Genomic DNA, 19923 nt, shown 5'->3' with positions numbered 1-19923 from the left:
GATCCATGAGCTCCGACGCGCCCACGAACACCGGGCCCGTGCCCGCGCACGACCACCCCCACACGGAACCCGCCGAGACCGGTCAGCCGGACTCCGGGATCGACCCGAACCTGCTGACGGCCTACGCCCTCTGGGCAGTGTTCCGCCGGCCCCTCGGCCCGGTGCACCGCGTCGGCGACGACGCCGTGGCCGAACTCGACACCGTGATCGCCAGCGCCGCCGAGCGCGGGGTCACGATCCGTGGCTTCTACGACGTCTCGGCCTTCCGTGCCGACGCCGACGTCATGGTCTGGCTGCACGGCGACGACGCACAGGCGATCCAGGCCGTGCTGCGCGAGATCCGTCGCACCGGCCTGTTCCAGGACGCCGAGCCGGTCTGGCACGTCATGGCCATGCACCGCGAGGCCGAGTTCAACAAGCGGCACACCCCCGCGTTCCTGCGCGGCAAGGACCCCGAGGCGTGGATCACGGTGTACCCGTTCGTCCGCTCCTACGAGTGGTACCTGCTGCCGGAAGAGGAGCGCTCCAAGATGCTCCGCGACCACGGCGTCGCCGGCGCGAAGTACCGCCGCGTGCTCACGAACACCATCGCGACCTTCGCCCTGAGCGACTACGAGTGGATCCTGCCGCTCGAGAGCCCGGACCTCGTCGACCTGGTCGACCTGATGCGCGATCTCCGCTACACCGAAGCGCGCATGCACGTGCGCGAAGAGGTCCCCTTCTTCACGGGTCGTCGCGTGACGACCGCCGAACTCCCGGAGGTGCTGTCATGACCGACACCAGCATGATCACGAACGGCCAGGTCCTCGCCGCCACCCCCGCGGCGGCGTCCGGTCCCGAGCACGTCGAGACCCCGACCGCGTACGACGCGATCCTGCTCGCCGGCTTCGGTGGCCCCGAGGGACAGGACGACGTCATCCCCTTCCTGCGCAACGTCACCCGCGGCCGCGGGATCCCGGACGAGCGTCTCGAAGAAGTGGCGCACCACTACCGCCACTTCGGCGGCGTGAGCCCGATCAACGCGCAGAACCGTGCGCTCAAGGCCGCGCTCGAGGCCGAGCTGGCGTCGCGCGGCATCGACATGCCGGTCCTCTGGGGCAACCGCAACTGGGAGCCCTACCTGGAGCAGGCGTTCACCGAGGCGGCGGACAAGGGCTACACGAAGCTCGTCGCCATCGCCACGAGCGCGTACTCGTCGTTCTCGAGCTGCCGGCAGTACCGCGAGGACTACGCCCGCGTGCTCAACGAGACCGGTCTGATCGACACCATCCAGATCGACAAGGTCCGCCAGTTCTTCGACCACCCGGGCTTCGTCCGCCCGTTCATCGACGGCGTCCGCGACGGCATGGCCCGCGCGATCGCCGAGAACGAGGGCCTCGACGTCGCGACCGAGCTGCAGGTGCTCTTCTCGACGCACTCCATCCCCTCGACCGACGCCGCCCGCTCGGGCCCCGACTACCGCGGGTTCGACGAGCACGGCGCGTACGAGGCGCAGCACCTGGCCGTCGGCGAGGTCGTCCTCGACCAGGCCTGGGCCGAGCTCCTCGAGCAGCCCGAGCACGCCCACCTGCAGGGCACGTCGAAGCCCGCCTGGAAGCTCGTCTACCAGTCGCGCTCCGGCCCCCCGACGCAGCCGTGGCTCGAGCCCGACATCAACGACTACATGAACGAGGACCTCAAGGGCGGCCCGACCCGTGCCGTGCTGATCGTCCCGCTCGGCTTCGTCAGCGACCACATGGAGGTCATGTGGGACCTCGACGAGGAAGCCACCGAGACCGCCGGTGAGCTCGGCTTCTGGTCGCTCCGCACGCAGACCCCCGGCATCGACCCGGCCTACGTGTCCGGTCTCGTCGACCTGGTGCTCGAGCGGGTCAACGGCACGCCGAAGGCCGAGCGTCCGCACATGACCGACATCGGCCCCTGGTACGACGTGTGCCGTCCGGGGTGCTGCGAGAACGTGCGAGCGGGGTTCAAGCCCGCCGCCGCGGGCGTCGCTCCGTGACCGACACGACCGTGAACGACCCCAGCGCCACAGGGCCCGACGGCCCGACCCCGATCCGGCTCGGCACCCGTGCCAGCCGGCTCGCGGTCGCGCAGTCGCAGGACGTCGCCGACCGCCTGGCGAAGGCGGCCGGACGCCCCGTCGAACTCGTCACCGTCACGAGCGAGGGCGACACGAACCGTGCCTCCCTGGCGTCGCTCGGCGGCACCGGTGTCTTCGCCAGCGCCCTGCGTGAAGCCCTGGTCGCGGGCGAGGTCGACGTGCTCGTGCACTCGCTCAAGGACCTGCCGACCGCGCCGTACCCGGGTCTGACGATCGGTGCCGTGCCGAAGCGTGCGGATGCCCGTGACGTCCTCGTCGCCCGGAACGGCGCCACCGTCGACACCCTGCCCGAGGGCGCGAAGGTCGGCACCGGTTCGCCCCGCCGTGCCGCGCAGCTCCGTGCGCAGCGCCCCGACCTCGACGTGGTCGACATCCGCGGCAACATCGACACCCGCCTCGGCCGGGTGGACGACGATCTCGACGCCGTGGTGCTCGCCGCCGCGGGCCTCGGCCGTATTGACCGCCTGTCGGCCGCCACGGAACTGCTCGACCTCGGTTTCTGGCCGAGTGCTCCCGGACAGGGTGCGCTCGCGGTGGAGATCCGCTCGGACGAGACCGACCGCGGGCTGCTCGCCGCACTCCGCAAGATCGAGCACGCCCCCACGCGCCTGACGGTGACGGCCGAGCGCGAGGTCCTCGCCAAGCTCGAGGCCGGCTGCTCCGCCCCGATCGGTGCGACGGCCGTCGTGGACGCCGAGCTGCTGCTCGTGTCCGCGACCGTCTACCGCCCCGACGGCACCGAGTACCGCACCGCGTCGCACGCGGCCGTGCTCGACGGTTCGGCGCAGGAGCGTCTCGACGAAGCGCTCGCGGTCGGTGGCCGTGTGGCGACCGAGCTGCTCGAGAACGGCGCTGCCGACCTTGCCGACCTGGCGACCACCGTCGCCGAGGACACCACGGACGGGCCGTACACCGCGGGCCCCGGCCTCGCGACGCCGGCCGAGTAGGCGGTCACCACGGAACCCTCCACCACCGCGACGGACGAGGCGCGACCCCCGGTCGTCCTCGTCCCGCGTGGCGGTGCGTGGGGGAACCGGGTCGCCGCCGAGGCCAGGGCCCGAGGGCTCGCGCCCGTCGTCGTCCCCCTCATCACGGACGCTCCGCCGTCCGACCCCGCCGCGCTCGACGCTGCGGTCTGCCGCCTGGTCGCCTCCGGGGCGGCCGGGAGGAACGGATCACCCGGTCCTGTCGGTGACCGAACGCCTGTGGCTGGTTACGCGTGGGTGGTGGTGACCAGTGCGACGGCCGTGACGGTCCTGTCGGAACGCGTGGCGGGCCTCCCGGCCGGGGTGCGCGTCGCCGCGGTCGGCGAGCCGACCGCCCGTGCCGCGCGCGCTGCGGGCTGGGTCGTCGACCTGGTGCCGGACGAGACGTCCGCGGCCGGCCTGGTGCAGGAGTTGCCGGACACCGACGGCACCGTGCTGTTCCCCCGCTCCGAGATCGCGGCACCCACGCTCGTCGACGGCCTCCGTGCCCGCGGCATCGACGTGGACGACGTGGTCGCGTACCGTACCGTGGGGACCGGCGACGAGCCGATCACCCTCGAGACGGCGCCCGCTGCGGTGCTCGTGACGAGTGGCAGCGTCGCCCGCGAGATCGCCCGCCGGATGACCCCGCTCGACCCCCGCACCATCGTGGCCTGCATCGGCCCCGGGACCGCGACCGACGCCCGTGCGGCCGGACTCCCCGTGCACGCGGTCGGACGCACACGGTCCGCAGAAGCCCTGCTCGACGCCGTCGTCGAGGCACTGAACCCAACCACCCCCCACCAGGAAGGTCACCCGTGACTGGACGCTTCCCCCAGGTCCGCCCCCGTCGGCTCCGCGCCACCCCCGCGATGCGACGACTCGTGGCCGAGACCCGGCTCCACCCCGCCGAGCTCGTGCTGCCGATGTTCATCCGCGAAGGCGCGACCAACGCCGTGGACATCTCGAGCATGCCGGGCGTGCAGCAGCACTCCCTCGACTCGTTCCGCCGCGCGCTGGTCGGCGCCGCGTCGGTCGGTGTGGGTGGCGTGAACCTGTTCGGCGTCCCGACCACGAAGGACGCCGAGGGCTCCGGCGCGACCGACCCGGACGGCATCCTCAACGTGGCGATCCGGGTCGCTCGGCAGGAGGTGGGGGATGCGCTCGTGGTGCAGTCCGACCTGTGCCTCGACGAGTTCACCGACCACGGACACTGCGGTGTGCTGGCCGCCGACGGCTCCGTCGACAACGACGCCACGCTGCTGCGCTACCGCGACATGGCGGTCGCCCAGGCCGAAGCCGGTGCCGAGCTCGTCTGCATGAGCGGCATGATGGACGGCCAGATCGCCGCCGCACGTGACGCCCTCGACGGCGCGGGACACAGCGGCACCGCGCTGCTCGCCTACGCCGCCAAGTACGCCTCGGCGTTCTACGGTCCCTTCCGTGAGGCCGTGTCGTCGTCGCTCGTCGGTGACCGCCGGACGTACCAGATCGACGCCGCGAACGGTCGACAGGGGCTCCGCGAGGTCGCGCTCGACGTCGACGAGGGCGCCGACATCGTGATGGTGAAGCCCGCGATGAGCTACCTCGACGTGCTCGCCGAGACCGCTGCGACCTCGCCTGTGCCGGTCTGGGCGTACCAGATCTCGGGCGAGTACGCGATGATCACCGCAGCAGCGCAGAACGGGTGGATCGACCGCGACGCCGCCGCGATGGAGTCGCTCGTCGGCATCAAGCGCGCCGGTGCCGACGCGATCCTGACCTACTTCGCCGTCGACATCGCGCGGAAGCTCAACGAGGAAGCGGGCCTCCGCACCTCGGGCAGCACCGCGGACGTCGCCGGCATCGCCTCGACCGGGAAGGCCCCCGAATGACCACGAACGACCAGCTCTTCGGCCGTGCCAAGAACGCGATCCCGGGTGGCGTGAACTCCCCGGTCCGCGCCTACGGGTCGGTCGGCGGCACCCCGCGGTTCCTGGTGTCCGCGAAGGGCGCCTACGTCACCGACGCCGAGGGTCGCGAGTACGTCGACCTCGTCGCGTCGTGGGGCCCCGCGATCCTCGGGCACGCCCACCCCGGCACGGTCGAGGCCGTGCAGCAGGCCGCCGCGCGCGGACTGTCGTTCGGGGCGTCGACCCCGGGGGAGACCGAGCTCGCCGAACTCGTGAAGCAGCGGGTGTCGGTGGACGGCGACGGTCCCATCGAGAAGCTCCGCATGGTGTCGACCGGCACCGAGGCCACGATGACCGCGATCCGACTGGCCCGCGGCTACACCGGTCGCGACCTGCTCGTGAAGTTCGCCGGGCACTACCACGGGCACTCGGACTCCCTGCTGGCCGAGGCCGGCTCGGGCGTCGCGACCCTGGCCATGCCGGGCAGCGCGGGCATCACTGCCGAGACCGCCGCGCAGACCCTCGTGCTGCCGTACAACGACCTCGACGCCGTCCGCCGGGCCTTCGACGAGCACTCCGAGCGCATCGCCGCCGTCATCGTCGAGTCCGCCGCCGCGAACATGGGCGTCCTGGCACCGGAGCGCGGCTTCAACCGTGCACTGGCGCAGATCACCCGCTCGCACGGGGCGCTGCTCATCGTCGACGAGGTCCTGACCGGGTTCCGCGTCGGTGCTGCCGGCTGGTGGGGACTCGAGGCGTCCAAGGTCGTGCCGGACGGCGCCGGGTGGAAGCCCGACCTCATCACGTTCGGCAAGGTCATCGGCGGTGGCATGCCCCTCGCCGCACTCGGCGGTCGGCGCGAGGTCATGGACTTCCTCGCCCCGCTCGGGCCGGTGTACCAGGCGGGCACCCTGTCGGGGAACCCGTTGGCCGTCGCCGCCGGCATCGCCACGCTGCGGGCCGCGACGCCGTCCGTGTACGAGTCGCTCAACCGCACCGCTGCGGTCATCTCCGCGGCCACGTCGGAGGCCCTGTCGGCCGAGGGCGTCGCCCACACCGTGCAGCGCGCCGGCAACCTGTTCTCGTTCGCGTTCACCGAGCAGGCACCGCGGAACTACGACGACGTGCGGGCGCAGGACGTGTTCCGCTACGCGCCGTTCTTCCACGCGATGCTCGACGCCGGGGTGACCCTGCCGCCGAGCGTCTTCGAGGCGTGGTTCGTCACGGCCGCACACGACGACCGCGCCGTCGGACGGATCCTCGACGCCCTGCCCGCGGCCGCGAGGGCTGCTGCCGCCGCGACCGCGTGACGGGCGTCAGGGTTCAGGAGCAGTCGGCCTTCGTGAAGGTCGTGTCGACGGTCTTCGACGAGCCCTCGAACGCGTAGGTGTACCGCATGTCGACGTCCTCGTCGAGGAGCTTCTTCGTCTCGCTGTTCGAGCAGAGGTTCGGGCCGACGGCGTCGCGGATGGCCCCTTCGGTGATCGAGGCCGGGTCGACGTTCGCCGACACCGTGTAGTCGTAGTGGATCGCGGCGCCCTCGGCCTCGATCCCGGTCCACGTCGTGACGGAGTCGACCTGCTTGGGCAGGTCGCTCTGCTCGCGGATCTGCTCGACGGCCTTCGAGACCTTCTCCTCCGTGGAGTCGCTGAAGGCCGCGTTGAGGCCCTGGCGGACGAGGAAGGCCACCACCACGGCCACGACGACGCCGAGCACCGAGATCAGGACGCGCTTGCCGCGGGAGGACGACGACTTGGGCGGGGGTGCGTACGGAGCGGCTCCGGCGGGGGCGGCCTGGGCGTACGGCTGGCCAGCGGGCTGCTGCTGGGCGTACGGCTGACCGGCAGGCTGCTGCGGGTACTGCTGGTTCGCGCTGGGCTGCTGCTGGGGCTGGCCGGCGGGCTGCTGCGGGTACTGCTGGCCGGCGTCGGGCTGCCCGCCGTTCGGCTGCGGTTCGGACCCCGGGTAGGGCGGCGGCGTGTTCGTCATGGTTCCCCCTGGTGACGGTCCGCGGCGTGACACCGTGGTGCGGTGCCGGGTCCCTCCCCGACACGGGCCGCGGACACTGAACAGCCATTCAAGCACGCGTCAGGCGGATCGGCGCGCGGCCCAGCGCCCCTCTGCTCGCAGGATCGCGAGCGGGAAGTCGAACGCGTGCGACACCGCCGACGACGTGATGACCTCGTCCGAGGTGCCCTGGGCCACGACGGCGCCGTCGCGGAGCAGCATGGCGTGCGACGTCGAGGCCGGCAGGTCCTCCAGGTGGTGGGTCACCATGACACTGCCCAGCTCGGGGTGCCGGTGCCGCAGCGCGTCGACGGTCTCGAGCAGGTGCTCCCGTGCGGCGACGTCGAGACCGGTCGCCGGCTCGTCGAGCAGCAGCAACTGGGGTTCGGACATCAGGGCACGGGCGATGAGGGCGCGTCCCCGCTCACCCTGCGACAGCACCGGCCAGCGTGCGTCCCGTCGTGCCGTGAGTCCGACGTCGGCGATGTGCTGCTCGGCCAGGGCGACCTGCTCGCCCGAGGGCTCCCACCGCATCATGAGGTCCGTCGTGCCGGTCAGCCCGGTGAGCACGGTCTCGAGCACCGTGAGCGGTGACAACATCCGGTGCCGGGGGTCGACGTGGCCGATGTGCTCCCGGAGTTCGCGGACGTCGATGCGCCCGAGCCGGCGGCCGAGGACCTCGACGGTGCCCGCGGTGGGGTGTCCGGTCGCGCCGAGGACGGCCAGCAGTGTGGACTTGCCCGCACCGTTCGGTCCGAGCAAGGCCCAGTGCTCCCCGCGCCGGACGGTCAGGTCGACGTCGTGCAGCAGGTCGCGGCCGGAGCGCGTGACGCGGACCCCGGTGGCGTGGATCAGGACGTCGTCGTGCGCGTCGGTCATGACCCCATCGTGCCCCACCGCGCCGTGACGTCGTCCACGTGCGCCCGTGCGACGTCGACGAACCGGCGGGCTGCGGCCCGTGCGGTGCTGACGTCTGCGCTGCCCGCGGCCGTGTCCAGCGCGAGCCAGAGCGCCTCGGCGTCCCACTGCCGGAACGTGGGGGCCTCGGGCAGCGCGTAGGCGAGCCGGGCCATCACCAGGCGCAGGGCTTCACGGGTCCAGCGGTTGCCGGACTGCTCGGACAGGAACCGGGTGACGGCGAACGCGCTCTCGGTGTACCGGTGGTCGCGCACCTGGCCGTCCTCGCGGGCCCGTGCCACGAGCTGGCGGAGCTCCTCGAGCGCGGGCCCACGGAGCCCGGGCAGGACGTGGACGGCGCCGTGGGTGAAGACCCCGGTGAGCAGCTCCATCGTGTCGCGCCATGTCGTCAACGACGGCTCGACGACGCGGTGGCGTCCCCGGTCGTCCTCGAGGAGACCGAGGTCGTGCAGCCAGCGCAGCGCGCCGAGGACCTGCTCGGGCGGAGCCCCGGTCCGTGCCACCAGGTCGTCGATCGTGTGGGTGGACCCGAGCGCCAGCGCGCCGGATCGGACGTCGCGGAGCAGGGCGCGGTCGACCGGACCTGCGCGGTGTTCGGTGGTGTCGTCCGCCGGGCGGCTCGTCCGCGGGACCCCGACGTTCCGCCGGTGGACCTCGAACAGCTCGTCGATGACCTCTGCCGCCGCCGCCGCGTCGGCCGGATCGCGGGTGTCCACCGCGCGGGCGGTCGTGACGAACCAGGCGTGCACGTCGTGGACCGACCAGAGTTGGGTCGGGACGCGTGCCCACCGCATCCGCTCGAACGCGCGCAGGCCGAGGCTCCGCACCAAGGGGTTCGGGGAGTGCTCGAACCAGAACTGGCAGGCGGCGGCGAACGCCGTCGGGTACTCCGGCAACCGGAGCGCCGCGGTGGTGCGGGCTCGCGCGACCCGGCGATCGAGCTCGGCACGCAGCTCGGGGGTGAGCGCCGGGATGGTGGCACGGAGGGCCGGACCGATGAGCGTGACCCAGAAGTCCAGTGCGTCGGACAGGTCGGCGTCGGAGAGCTCCTCGTACTGCCACGTGCCGTCCGGCTGGTGGACCAGGATGCCGAGGTCCTCGAGCCGGGCCGCCGCCGCACGGACGTCACCGCGAGGGGTGCCCCACTCCCAGCTCAGTGCGTCGAGGTCGACGGACACCGGTCCGCGGGGGCCGGTCCGGACGTGCGCGAGCAGGGACGCGTAGGCGTCGTCGTGCACGGCCGCCCAGGGATCGGCGTCACCCCACTCGCCGGCGACCACGGGTCAGCCGCGGTCGGCGCGGACCGCCTCGATGTGCTGTTCGAAGTTGCGGGTGAGGGCTCGTCCGGCCTCGGCGGCGCCTTCACCGTCGCGCTCGGTGAGCGCTTCGCGCAGGATCGAGAAGAAGGCCTCGGACCCGTACTGCTCGAACGGGGGCGTGGGGTTGAGCGTGAAGCGGACCCGCTCCATGGCACCCACGGCCGCGTTCTGCACCAGGGGGTTGCCGGAGTGCTCGACGGCGAACTCGATGATCTCGGTGAGCGCGCCGCTGAACCCGTAGTCGCGCACCTTGCGCATGCGGTCGGCCTTGTCGAGCAGCACGGTGAGGGCATCGACGTCCTCGTCGCCGTACTCGGGGACGCCCCAGCGCAGGCTGAGCTCGAAGAACCCGGCGGTCGCGCGGGTCGCGACGACCCAGTCCTCGAAGGTCGGGGTGGCGACGCGGGTGTACCGGTTCGCCTCCATCTCGACCAGGCCGATGTCGACGAGCTTCGCGATCGCCTCGCGGATCGGGGTGCGACTCACACCCAGCCACTGGACCAGCTCGTCGTCGTTCAGGCGCTCGCCGTGCTGCAGCGTGCCGTCGCGCAGGGCCGCGAGCATCTTCTCGTAGACGACGTCGCGCAGGAGCTTCCGGGGAGAGCTCTCCACGGTGGACTTGGGGACCGGCATGTCATCTCCTCGAGGACGAAATCGACACTCGAAATCCTAGCGTGCCAATATGCAAGCGTTTGCTAAATCAACTGCTCGGAAAACGCGCCGGATCAGCCCGCCACGGCGACGACCGTTCGTCCGTGCACCCGTCCCGCGACGACCTCGGCTCCCACCGCGATGGCCTGCTCGGGCGTGACCGTGCGGGTGACGTCGGCCAGGAGCGCCGCGTCGAGATCGGTCGCGAGCCGGTCCCACGCCCGACGTCGGAGTTCGAGCGGGGCGTCGACGGAGTTGATCCCGAGCAGCGACACCGACCGCAGGATGAACGGCAGCACGGTCGTCGGCAGCGCTGAGTCCTGCGCGAGCCCGCACGCCGTCACCGCACCGCCCCACCGGGTCGATGCCAGGACGTTCGCCAGCGTGGCCCCGCCGACGCTGTCCACCGCTCCGGCCCAGGTGGCGCGCTGCATCGGCTTGCCCGGCTCGGACAGGGTGCCGCGGTCGACCACCTCGGTCGCCCCGAGCCGGCGGAGGGAGTCCGTGTTTGCCGCGCGACCGGTTGACGCCGTGACCCGGTACCCGCGGGCCGCCAGCAGTGCGATCGCCACGGTGCCGACCCCGCCGGATGCCCCGGTCACCAGCACCGGCCCGTCGTCCGGTGCGACGAAGCGCTCGAGCGCCAGCACACTGAGCATCGCCGTGAACCCCGCGGTGCCGATGGCCGCCGCGAACGAGTCGTCGATCGCCTCGGGCAGCACGACGAGCGACCCGGACGGCACCACGGCCTGCGTTGCCCAGCCCCCGTGCCGGGTCTCACCCAGGCCAGCACCGTTCAACACCACCCGGTCACCGATCGCGACCTCGTGCACGCCCGGCCCGAGCCCCGACACCGTGCCGACCACGTCGATCCCCGGCACCAGTGGGTCGAGCCGGGCGACGCCGGGGTTCCGCGCGAGGGCGAGGCCGTCCTTGTAGTTGACGCTCGAGTACGTGACGTCGACGAGGGCCTCGCCCTCCGCCGGATCCGGCAGGTCGACGTCGGTGACGGTGGGCGGGGCTGTACTGGACACGAGGACGGCGCGGGTCATGCGCCGGACGCTACCCCGGGCCTCCCGGCCTTCGGTCCGTTCTTTCCCAGAACGTGCGCGATGCCTGGTGGATTCGGGCGTACCGGGCCAGAACAACCGACCAGGTACGCCCGATTCGACCAGGTACGCCCGATCTGACCCGGCGCAGAGTCGGCGGGCGCCTCGGCATACCCCTTCTTTCCCAGAACGTGCGCGATGCCTGGCGGATTCGGGCGTACCGGGCCAGAACAACCGACCAGGTACGCCCGATTCGACCAAGTACGCCCGATCTGACCCGGCGCAGAGTCGGCGGGCGCCTCGGCATGCCCGTTCTTTCCCAGAACGCGCGCGATGCCTGGCGGATTCGGGCGTACCGGGTCCGAAGAACCGACCAGGTACGCCCGATTCGACCCGGTACGCCCGAAACAGCCAGCCGCTCCAGCCCCCCCGCCGCCCCAGCCCGCGCAGCCCAGCCCCAGCCCACTCAGCCGAACATGATGGCAGCCTCGTCGAACCGCGCCTGCGGCACCGTCTTGAGCTCGCCGAGCGCCTCCTCGAACGAGACGTGCTCGATCTCGGTGCCCCGGAGCGCCACCATCCGGCCCCAGCGCTCCTCGACGACCGAGTCGATCGCCGCCAACCCGAGTCGGGTCGACAGCACCCGGTCGTACGCGGTCGGCGTGCCACCGCGCTGGATGTGCCCCAGGGTCGTGGCCCGCGTCTCGATGCCCGTCATCTCCTCGATGAGCGGCGCGAGGCGCTCGCCGATGCCACCGAGCCGCGGGCGCCCGAAGGCGTCGAGCCCGCGCTCGGTGTGCGCCGTGTCCTCGTGGTCGGGGACGAAGCCCTCGGCCACCACCACGAGCGGTGCGCGACCGCGGTCGTAGGCGGCCCGCACCCACTTCGCGATCTGTTCCATGCTCGTCTTCTGCTCCGGGATGAGGATCGCGTGCGCGCCCGCGGCCATGCCGGAGTGCAGCGCGATCCAGCCCACGTGCCGGCCCATCACCTCGGCGACCATGCAGCGCGAGTGCGACTCGCCCGTGGTGCGCAGGCGGTCCATCGCTTCGGTCGCGATGGCGACGGCGGTGTCGAAGCCGAACGTGTAGTCGGTCGCGCCCAGGTCGTTGTCGACCGTCTTCGGCACGCCCACGATCTGCAGGCCGGCGTCGGTCAGGCGCTTCGCGGCGGCCAGGGTGCCCTCGCCGCCGATCGCGACGATCGCGTCGATCCCGTGCCGCTGCAGGGTCGCGGAGATGTTCTCGAACCCGCCGTTGGGGCCTTCGAACGGGTTCGTGCGGCTGGTGCCGAGGATCGTGCCGCCCTGCTTCGCGATGCCCTGGATGTCCTTGCGGCCGAGCGGGACGATGTCGCCGTCGACCACCCCGCGCCACCCGTCGCGGAAGCCGACGAAGTCGTGTCCGTAGATGGCGATGCCCTTCAGGACGATCGCGCGGATGACCGCGTTCAGGCCGGGGCAGTCGCCTCCGGAGGTGAGGATGCCGATGCGCATGGGAACTCCGTCGTCGGGTGGTGGGGATCAGTGCCCATCATGACTGACGGTGGTTCCGCATTACCATCCCCGTGTGTCCCTGCTCGCTTCCGCCGCCGCCGTCGACGCCGCTGGTGCGTCCGGTGACGCGTCTCGCGTCGACACGGTGTACCGGCCTGGAGGCGCGGTGGACGTCGCGTCGACCCTGCGGCCCCTGCAGCGCGGCTCCGGCGACCCGGCCTTCCAGGTGGTCGGCGGCGTCGTGTGGCTCGCGCTGCGCACGCCCGTCGGTCCCGCGTCCGTGGCGATCCGGCGGGCCGCCGACACCATCGCGGTGTCGGCGTGGGGGAGCGGCGCGTCGTGGGCGGTCGAGCACGCCCCCGATCTGCTCGGACGCGGCGACGACTGGTCGTCGTTCGACGTCTCCGGCAGCGAGTTCCTCGCCGCGGCACGACACCGGCAGCCGGGGCTCCGGCTGCTCCGCACGAACACCGTGGTCGCGATGCTCGTGCCGGCGATCATGGAGCAGAAGGTGACCTCGCGCCAGGCGTGGGGCGCGTGGCGGTACCTGCTCCGTCGGCACGGCACCCCGGCGCCCGGTCCGGCACCCGCGGGCATGATGGTGCCGCCGGACGCTCGGACGTGGGCGCGGATCCCGAGCTGGGAGTGGCACCGGGCGGGCATCGAACCGGGGCGCTCGGCCACCGTCATGCGCGTCGTGAAGCTCGCGCCGGCACTCGAACGGACCCTGGCGCACGGGCGCGGTGGCGAGGTCGTCTCCACGAAGCTGCAGTCGATCCCCGGGGTCGGGCGGTGGACCGCCGCCGAGACCGCGCAGCGCTCCCACGGCGACCCGGACTCGCCGAGCGTGGGGGACTTCCACGTGCCGGCGCTCGTCGGGTGGGCACTCACGGGCGCCCCCGTGGACGACGACGGGATGCTCGAGCTGCTCGAACCCTGGCGCGGGCACCGGGAGCGGGTCGTGCGGTTGATCGGCGGCTCCGGGTTCCGGAAGCCGGCGTTCGGTCCGCGGCTGACGATCCAGGACCACCGCGGCCACTGAGCGCGGTCGACGCTTCCTCAACGTCCGTTCGTGCTGGTCCGCCTACCGTGACCGCCGGTCCGGGGCGCGCCCGGCACGGAGAGGACGCGATGACGACCACCACCGACGAGGACGAGCACGACAAGGTGCCCGGCGTCCCCCCGGAGATCCCCGAGGACACCGGGTCGGCCGAGACGGCTCGCGTCACGAAGCGGCACGTCACCCGGGTCGCGTTCGTCGCGGCACTCGGCGGACTGCTCTACGGCTACGACACCGGTGTCATCTCCGGCACGCTCATCGAGATCGGCAAGGAGTTCTCGATCGGTTCCGCCGTCAAGGAGTTCATCACGGCGTCGATCCTGGTCGGCGCGATCCTCGGCGCACTCGTCACCGGTCCGATCTCGGCGAAGATCGGTCGCCGGCGGACCATCCTGCTCATCGCGGGGGTCTTCGGCCTGGGTGTGCTCTTCGCCGCGTTGTCGCCGAGTCCGGTGTTCCTGATCCTCAGTCGGCTGTTCCTCGGTCTGGCGGTGGGTGGTTCGACCCAGACGATCCCCACCTACATCGCCGAGATCGCCCCGGGCCCGCGCCGCGGCAGCCTGGTCACGGTGTTCAACTGCGCGATCGGCGTCGGCATCCTGTCCGCCGCCATCGTCGGGGTGGCCCTGAACGGCGTCGTGTCCTGGCGCTTCATGATCGGGGTCGCCGCCGCCCCCGCCATCGTGCTGCTGCTCGGGATGCTCCGCCTGCCCGAGAGCCCGCGCTGGTTCGTGTCGCAGGACCGCATCGGTCCGGCTCGACGGGTGCTGCGCTGGCTGCGCCCGGACCACGACGCCGCCGAGGACGAGCTCGACGACATCCGCAAGCTCGACGATGCCGAACCGAGCGCCGGTTCCGGGCAGTGGGCCCAGCTGCGCAAGCCGTGGGTCCGGCCGGCCCTGATCGCGGGGCTCATCGTCGCCGCGTTCACGCAGCTGACCGGCCTCGAGATGATGATCTACTACACGCCGACGATCCTCACCGATGCCGGGTTCCCGCACGTCTACTCCCTGTGGGCGAACGTCGGCGTGGGCGTCGTCTACCTCGTGATGACGTTCGTCGGGTCGCGGTTGGTGGACCGGATCGGGCGTCGACGGCTGACCCTCGTGATGCTGCCGGGTGCCGCCGTGAGCATCGGCCTGTTCGGTGTGCTCTTCTACGTGCAGGACGGCAAGCCCTCACCGGTGCTCACGCTCGTGCTGATCCTGGCGTTCATGTTCTTCCAGGCCGGCGGCATCCAGGTCGTCGGGTGGCTCGTCGGTTCCGAGATGTACCCGCTGCGGATCCGGGCCGCCGCGACGAGCCTGCACGCGATGGTGCTCTGGGGCGCCAACCTGCTGGTGACCTCGACCGCGCTGACCCTGACCGGATGGATCAGCCTGGGCGGCACGATGCTCGTCTACGCGGCGCTCAACGTGCTCGGGTGGGTCCTGGTGTTCCTGCGGGTGCCGGAGACGAAGGGCAAGTCCCTGGAACAGATCGAGCAGTCCCTGCGGGACGAGACGTTCCTGCCGCACCGGGGCGGACGCGAGCGTCGCGCGGTGGACCGGACCGCCTGACGGACGGGAGGCCCGTGGCTGCGTCCGTCACGGGCCTCCCGGCCGTCAGATTGCGGCTCCCGTGCGTGTCACGGGTGGCGGGTGCCCGCACCCGCCAGCACGGCGCGGTAGCCCTCGCGGAACGTCGGGTACTGGGGTGTCCATCCCGTCGACCGCAGGAGCGCGTTCGACAGGCGCTTGTCGCCGCCGGCCTGCCGCGCGTCACCGTCGCCCGTCGACGGCTCGGCGACGTGGAGTTCCTCGGCCAGGAACCGCAGCACGTCGTCCAGCCGGCTCGGCTCGTCGTCCGTCCCCAGGTAGAGCGGCGCCGGATCGGGCAGGGCCGCCAGGTGCACGAGTGCGACGGCGGCGTCGTCGCGGTGGATGCGGTTCGTGTGCGGTGAGGTCCCCGGCGCCAGCCGTGCGGCACCGGACCGGACCTGGTCGATGAGCCGCTCGCGGCCCGGACCGTAGACGCCCGACAGCCGGACCAGCACGGCGCCGGGAGCGCGCTCGCGCAGCAGGACCTCGGCCTCGACCAGGACCTCGGCGGTCGGGGTCGCACCGCGCGCCGGGGTCTCCTCGGTGACCTCGCTGCCGTCCGAGACGTCGTACACGGCGGTCGAGGACACGACGAGCACCCGTGGGTCGGCGTCCGAGGCGTCGATGCCGTCGAGCACGTTGCGCAGGCCGTCGACGTAGGTGGCGCGGTACTCGTCGACGTCGCGGCTGCCCGCGGCGAAGGCCACGACGACGACGCTCGTGTCGGCGGGGATCTCGGGGACCTCGTGTCGCAGGTCGACGCTCCGGCCGGTGATCGGCGCGGGGACCAGCTCGGCGCGGCGGCGGAGTCCGATCACGTGGTGGCCCTGGTCGGCGAAGCGCAGGCCGGCTTCGGTCCCGAGGTCGCCGCATCCGGCGATGACGACTGTCGTGGAGTTCTGCACGGCTCGACCTTGGCACGGTCTCATGGTGGAAGGCGGGGAGTTTGATGATAATGGTTCTCAACTGGGCGATCACCGTCCGGTCTTCTCGACAGGAGTTCCATGTCCCCTCGATCCCTGCGCCTCCTCCCCGCGCTCGTCCTGGCCGGGCTCGTGCCGCTCGTCGGTACCGCGATCGCCGTCCCTGCGTCGGCTGCACCCGCCGTGACCCGGACCGCCCACCACAGCTGGCTCGTCACGGCTGACCCGACGGCGAAGCGCGTGTACGTCAACGACGCCGTGACCGGTCGGCGGACCGCCACCCTGAGCGGGATCGAGTTCGGCACCCACGCGGGCTCCGTGCAGCTCGGACACGGGCAGATCGCGTTCATGGACGAGTCGAAGCCGCAGCTCGACGTCCTCGCCATCGGCCCCCGCGGCACGGCTCGGATCGTGCAGCACTACGCGATCCCCAACGCCGACGAGCGCTGGGAGCGCGCCGGCTGGCTGTCCACCGACACTGCGCGGCGTCACCTGGCGGTCGGTTCCGACTTCGACGGCTCAGAGCGCCAGCGGGTCACGGTGATCGACCTGCGGCGGAAGACCGAGCGCACCGCTCGGATCGACACCTCGGCCGTGCAGCTCGCCACGACGGGCAAGCGCGGCACCGAAGAGCTCGAGACGTTCCTGGTCGGCAGCCCCCTGCGCCTGGTGGTCACCGCGGGCGGACGACTCGACGCCTACTCCGTGTCCGCGATCATGCAGGGTGCGACCCACCCGCGCCCCGTCGCGACCACGCCCCTCGGTGCCTACCCGCACGGCCCGATCGTCAACGCCACCGGGACGGTGATCGGCTCCGACCTGGCCGCCGGCGTGCAGACCGTCCGGGTGACACGGACCGGCTTCACGGGCTCCCGGTCCGTCGCGTACCCGAAGCCGAGCGTGCAGAGCTACCGGCCCCGCATGGCACCGGACGGGACGACCGTGGTCGGCACCCAGGCCGGCAGCACGGCCGCGGGGACCCGGTGGAACGCCGTCCCCGCGTACCTGACCACCTCGTTGACGTCGTCCAGCAGGATCAGCAGCGTCGAGCTCGGCACCGGGTCCTTCACCCGGGTCGCCGTCACCGCCCGGTTCGCCGCCGTCGCGCTGACGTCGGGCACCGGGGACTCGCTCGTCCTGGTGCGGAAGCAGGCCGACGGCGTCTACTCCGGCCCGACGACCTCGGTCGCGCTCACGCCGCTCCGGAAGGGCCCCGTCGCCGGACAGCCGGCCGCCGGGGCGTCGGTGCGGTTCACCGCGGCGACCGAGGACGGCCGCAGCGTGTTCGTGACACGGGGCGACGAGGGGAAGATCACCCAGATCGACACCACCGGTGCGAAGCCCTCCGTACTCCGCACCATCACGCTGCCCACGGCGCTCGCCGGGGGTGGGTACCTGACGACGGTCGACTCGACGGTGGCCCCGTACGACCTCAGCGGTCGCTGACCGTTCGGTCGATCGACAACCAGCCGCCGACCGCCCCACGGGGTGGTCGGCGGCTAGGGTCCTGGTGTGATCGTCTGGTTGAACGGAACCCACGGGGCGGGGAAGACGACGACGAGCCGACTGCTCCAGCCGCTGCTGCCCGGTTCGCGGATTCTGGACGCCGAGAAGGTCGGCGAGGTGCTGATGGACGTCACGCCGGGGCTGCCGGAGAGCGACAACTTCCAGCACTGGGACCCGTGGCGGCCGCTCGTGGTCGAGACCGCTCGCCGGGTGCACGACTACGTGGGCGGGCCGCTCATCATGCCGATGACGGTCCTGGTCGAGGCGTACTGGCGTGAGATCGCCGCGGGGCTCGCCTCTCACGGCATCCCGGTCCGGCACTTCGTGCTGCACGTCGACGAGTCGACGCTCCGCGACCGGATCCAGAACGACCCGATCGTGGGGCCGTCCACGTTCCGGTTCGCGTACGTCGACGCCTACGCCGAGGCGGCTCGCGGCTGGCTGCACGCCGAGGCCGAGGTCATCGACGCGACCGAGGTCCCGGCCACCGAGGTCGCACGGGCCGTCGCGGACGCGGTGACGTCAGAGCGCTGACAGCACGAGTGCGCGGAGACCAGGGGCCTCCGGCTGCGCGTGGTCGACCAGCACCGCCCGCATCCCGGCTGCCCGGGCACCGGCCACGTCGCGCTCGGGGTCGTCACCGACGAACAGACAGTCCGCCGGGTCGACGCCGAGCTGCCCAGCGAGGGCGTGGAACGCGCGGACGTCCGGCTTCTGGAACCCGATGCGTTCCGAGACGCAGACGCCGTCGAACGCGTCGGCCAGGCCGGTCCGAGCGAGCTTGTCGAGCTGCTGGCTCTCCGTGCCGTTCGTCAAGAGACCGAGGCGGTGTCCGCTTGCGCGCAGCTCGTGCAGCAGCGGCAGGCTCTCGGGGAAGAGCCGCCAGGCCTCGCGGTACGCGAGCAGGTAGTCGTCGAACACCGCGTCCAGGCCGGCCTCGTCGCCGGGCGCCTCGATGCCCAGGTGCGGCAGGACCGTGCGGAGCCGTGCGCGTCGCTGTTCCTGGAAGCTGATCGCCCCGGACCGCCAGCGCTCGAACTGCTCGTCCTCCGCCGTGAACCAGGCGCCGATCGCTTCCTCGGTGGGCTCGACGCCGAGGCCCTGCAGGAACCGGGTCACGCCCACCCGAGCGGACCCGTGGTGGTCGAACAGCGTCCCGTCCAGGTCGAAGCAGATCGCTCGCGGAGTCGCCACGCGCCCAGGCTACGGCGCGTCCGAACGTCGCGACGGCCGCCGAGCGGCACGGCTCTGTCCGCCGTACGCAGCCCCGGGGTTCGCCACCGCCCGGATCATGCCGGAGACTGGTGCGGGTCGCTCACGAAGCTGCCCGCCCCACCACCAGCAAGGAAGGCTCCGCATGCCCGAGCTCCCCGTCGTGTTCGAAGTCGGCTCGATGATCGCCCTGGTCGCGATCCTGCTCGCCGACCTGCTCATCGTCGCGCGTCGCCCGCACGTGCCGACGCTGCGCGAATCCGGCATCTGGGTGGGCATCTACGTCGGGCTGGCGCTGGTCTTCGCGGTGCTCATGCTGGTCTTCGCCGGTGGCGACTCCGCGGGGCAGTTCCTGGCGGGCTGGCTGACCGAGTACAGCCTGAGCATCGACAACCTGTTCGTGTTCGTCATCATCATGGCGCGCTTCTCGGTGCCGAAGAAGATCCAGCAGGAGGTGCTGCTGCTCGGCATCATCATCGCGCTCGTGCTCCGCGGGATCTTCATCCTGGTCGGCGCGCAGCTCATCGAGAACTTCTCGTGGATCTTCTACATCTTCGGCGCCTGGCTGATCTGGACGGCGATCCAGCAGCTCCGCGGCGAGGACGAGGACGACCAGAAGGACACCTTCATCGTCCGGTTGCTGCGCCGCCGGGTCCGTCTCACCGACACGTACGACGGCATGAAGTTCCGCACCCACCACGACGGTGTCCGGCACTTCACGCCGCTGCTCATCGTGCTCATCGCGATCGGCACCACCGACCTGCTGTTCGCGCTCGACTCGATCCCGGCGATCTTCGGCATCACCGAGAGCCCCTTCATCGTGTTCACCGCGAACGTCTTCGCGCTGATGGGCCTGCGCCAGCTCTACTTCCTGCTGGGCGGCCTGCTCGAGCGTCTGGTCTACCTGAAGTACGGCATCGCCGTGATCCTGGCCTTCATCGGCGTGAAGCTCGTCCTGCACGCGCTGCACGACAACGAGCTGCCGTTCCTGAACGGCGGCCACCACATCGAGTGGGCGCCGGAGATCAACACGTGGGTGTCCCTGCTGGTGATCGTCGCCGCGATGGCCGTGTCGACGCTGGCGAGCCTCGTCCGGATGCGCGGGGAGACCCCCGCCGACGCCGTGACCGCGGACGACACAGCGGCGGACGACGACCGATCCGACCAGGACCGCGCCGACCAGGACCGCGCCCGCACCTCCGACTGAAACCCGTTTGAACGATCCGCCCGGCTGCCTCGTCG

The 19923-nt window shown here is 71.9% G+C and carries 19 protein-coding genes; 11 read left to right on the top strand and 8 right to left on the bottom strand.

All coding sequences use genetic code 11. The features are described from left to right. The first annotated feature begins 5 nt into the window (after positions 1 to 5). From hemQ to hemL, 6 genes are all read left to right on the top strand, one after another. Positions 6 to 773 carry a hydrogen peroxide-dependent heme synthase gene (hemQ, locus tag DEJ03_RS04045; protein ID WP_181422600.1) on the top strand — a complete coding sequence of 256 codons (768 nt, stop codon included), beginning with the start codon at positions 6 to 8 and terminating at the stop codon, positions 771 to 773. Continuing rightward, positions 770 to 2002, top strand: coding sequence for a ferrochelatase (locus DEJ03_RS04040; RefSeq protein WP_110863600.1), 1233 nt, complete (start codon positions 770 to 772; stop codon positions 2000 to 2002). The genes hemQ and DEJ03_RS04040 overlap by 4 nt, the downstream gene beginning before the upstream one ends. Next, positions 1999 to 3051 carry a hydroxymethylbilane synthase gene (hemC, locus tag DEJ03_RS04035; RefSeq protein ID WP_232536557.1) on the top strand — a complete coding sequence of 351 codons (1053 nt, stop codon included), beginning with the start codon at positions 1999 to 2001 and terminating at the stop codon, positions 3049 to 3051. Before DEJ03_RS04040 ends, hemC begins: the two co-directional genes overlap by 4 nt. Before the next feature lie 258 nt (positions 3052 to 3309). After that, on the top strand, positions 3310 to 3891 hold the full coding sequence (locus DEJ03_RS04030) for a uroporphyrinogen-III synthase (protein ID WP_258370482.1): 582 nt from the start codon (positions 3310 to 3312) through the stop codon (positions 3889 to 3891). Next, on the top strand, positions 3888 to 4943 hold the full coding sequence (hemB, locus tag DEJ03_RS04025) for a porphobilinogen synthase (protein WP_258370480.1): 1056 nt from the start codon (positions 3888 to 3890) through the stop codon (positions 4941 to 4943). Before DEJ03_RS04030 ends, hemB begins: the two co-directional genes overlap by 4 nt. Further along, positions 4940 to 6271 carry a glutamate-1-semialdehyde 2,1-aminomutase gene (gene hemL / locus DEJ03_RS04020; protein WP_110863597.1) on the top strand — a complete coding sequence of 444 codons (1332 nt, stop codon included), beginning with the start codon at positions 4940 to 4942 and terminating at the stop codon, positions 6269 to 6271. Before hemB ends, hemL begins: the two co-directional genes overlap by 4 nt. 13 nt (positions 6272 to 6284) lie before the next feature. Here hemL and DEJ03_RS04015 read toward each other — a convergent pair whose 3' ends face one another. From DEJ03_RS04015 to DEJ03_RS03990, 6 genes are all read right to left on the bottom strand, one after another. Beyond that, positions 6285 to 6950 (bottom strand): hypothetical protein, encoded by a 666-nt coding sequence (locus tag DEJ03_RS04015; RefSeq protein WP_110863596.1) that lies wholly within the window; start codon positions 6948 to 6950, stop codon positions 6285 to 6287. Positions 6951 to 7049: 99 nt separating this feature from the next. Then, positions 7050 to 7847, bottom strand: coding sequence for an ABC transporter ATP-binding protein (locus DEJ03_RS04010; RefSeq protein ID WP_110863595.1), 798 nt, complete (start codon positions 7845 to 7847; stop codon positions 7050 to 7052). Then, positions 7844 to 9166, bottom strand: coding sequence for a hypothetical protein (locus DEJ03_RS04005; RefSeq protein WP_110863594.1), 1323 nt, complete (start codon positions 9164 to 9166; stop codon positions 7844 to 7846). Before DEJ03_RS04005 ends, DEJ03_RS04010 begins: the two co-directional genes overlap by 4 nt. Before the next feature lie 3 nt (positions 9167 to 9169). Then, positions 9170 to 9838: a GntR family transcriptional regulator gene (locus tag DEJ03_RS04000; protein ID WP_110863593.1), complete on the bottom strand. Its 669-nt coding sequence runs from the start codon at positions 9836 to 9838 to the stop codon at positions 9170 to 9172. Between the two features lie 92 nt (positions 9839 to 9930). Further along, the gene (locus DEJ03_RS03995; RefSeq protein WP_110863592.1) at positions 9931 to 10908 is read right to left on the bottom strand and encodes an MDR family oxidoreductase; all 978 of its coding nucleotides are present in this window, start codon (positions 10906 to 10908) and stop codon (positions 9931 to 9933) included. Between the two features lie 463 nt (positions 10909 to 11371). Further along, complete coding sequence (locus DEJ03_RS03990; RefSeq protein WP_071404484.1) at positions 11372 to 12400, bottom strand: 6-phosphofructokinase; 1029 nt, start codon at positions 12398 to 12400, stop codon at positions 11372 to 11374. 73 nt (positions 12401 to 12473) lie between these two features. Here DEJ03_RS03990 and DEJ03_RS03985 point away from each other — a divergent pair, with 73 nt between their 5' ends. Next, positions 12474 to 13442 (top strand): DNA-3-methyladenine glycosylase, encoded by a 969-nt coding sequence (locus DEJ03_RS03985; RefSeq protein ID WP_181422599.1) that lies wholly within the window; start codon positions 12474 to 12476, stop codon positions 13440 to 13442. An 89-nt stretch (positions 13443 to 13531) separates the two neighbouring features. Beyond that, positions 13532 to 15019 carry a sugar porter family MFS transporter gene (locus DEJ03_RS03980; RefSeq protein ID WP_110863703.1) on the top strand — a complete coding sequence of 496 codons (1488 nt, stop codon included), beginning with the start codon at positions 13532 to 13534 and terminating at the stop codon, positions 15017 to 15019. 68 nt (positions 15020 to 15087) lie between these two features. Here the strand turns inward: DEJ03_RS03980 and DEJ03_RS03975 are convergent, their stop codons facing one another. Further along, positions 15088 to 15945, bottom strand: coding sequence for an NAD-dependent epimerase/dehydratase family protein (locus tag DEJ03_RS03975; protein ID WP_110863591.1), 858 nt, complete (start codon positions 15943 to 15945; stop codon positions 15088 to 15090). A gap of 99 nt (positions 15946 to 16044) precedes the next feature. Here DEJ03_RS03975 and DEJ03_RS03970 point away from each other — a divergent pair, with 99 nt between their 5' ends. Both DEJ03_RS03970 and DEJ03_RS03965 read left to right on the top strand, forming a co-directional pair. Beyond that, positions 16045 to 17409, top strand: a complete 1365-nt coding sequence (locus DEJ03_RS03970; RefSeq protein WP_110863590.1) for a hypothetical protein — start codon at positions 16045 to 16047, stop codon at positions 17407 to 17409. Between the two features lie 66 nt (positions 17410 to 17475). Further along, positions 17476 to 18003 carry an AAA family ATPase gene (locus DEJ03_RS03965; RefSeq protein WP_110863589.1) on the top strand — a complete coding sequence of 176 codons (528 nt, stop codon included), beginning with the start codon at positions 17476 to 17478 and terminating at the stop codon, positions 18001 to 18003. Here the strand turns inward: DEJ03_RS03965 and DEJ03_RS03960 are convergent. Next, a complete protein-coding gene (locus DEJ03_RS03960; protein ID WP_110863588.1) occupies positions 17992 to 18663 on the bottom strand; it encodes an HAD family hydrolase in 672 nt (223 codons plus the stop codon). The genes DEJ03_RS03965 and DEJ03_RS03960 overlap by 12 nt on opposite strands. A gap of 163 nt (positions 18664 to 18826) precedes the next feature. On the opposite strand from DEJ03_RS03960, the gene DEJ03_RS03955 reads away from it, so the two are divergent. Continuing rightward, positions 18827 to 19888, top strand: coding sequence for a TerC family protein (locus tag DEJ03_RS03955; RefSeq protein WP_110863587.1), 1062 nt, complete (start codon positions 18827 to 18829; stop codon positions 19886 to 19888). Positions 19889 to 19923: the final 35 nt, after the last annotated feature.

It is taken from the genome of Curtobacterium sp. MCLR17_043, from assembly GCF_003224215.1.
GTDB classification, from domain to species: Bacteria; Actinomycetota; Actinomycetes; order Actinomycetales; family Microbacteriaceae; genus Curtobacterium; species Curtobacterium flaccumfaciens.
Note: the sequence above shows the minus strand (reverse complement) of the source record. Positions and strands in the feature narration are given on the sequence as shown.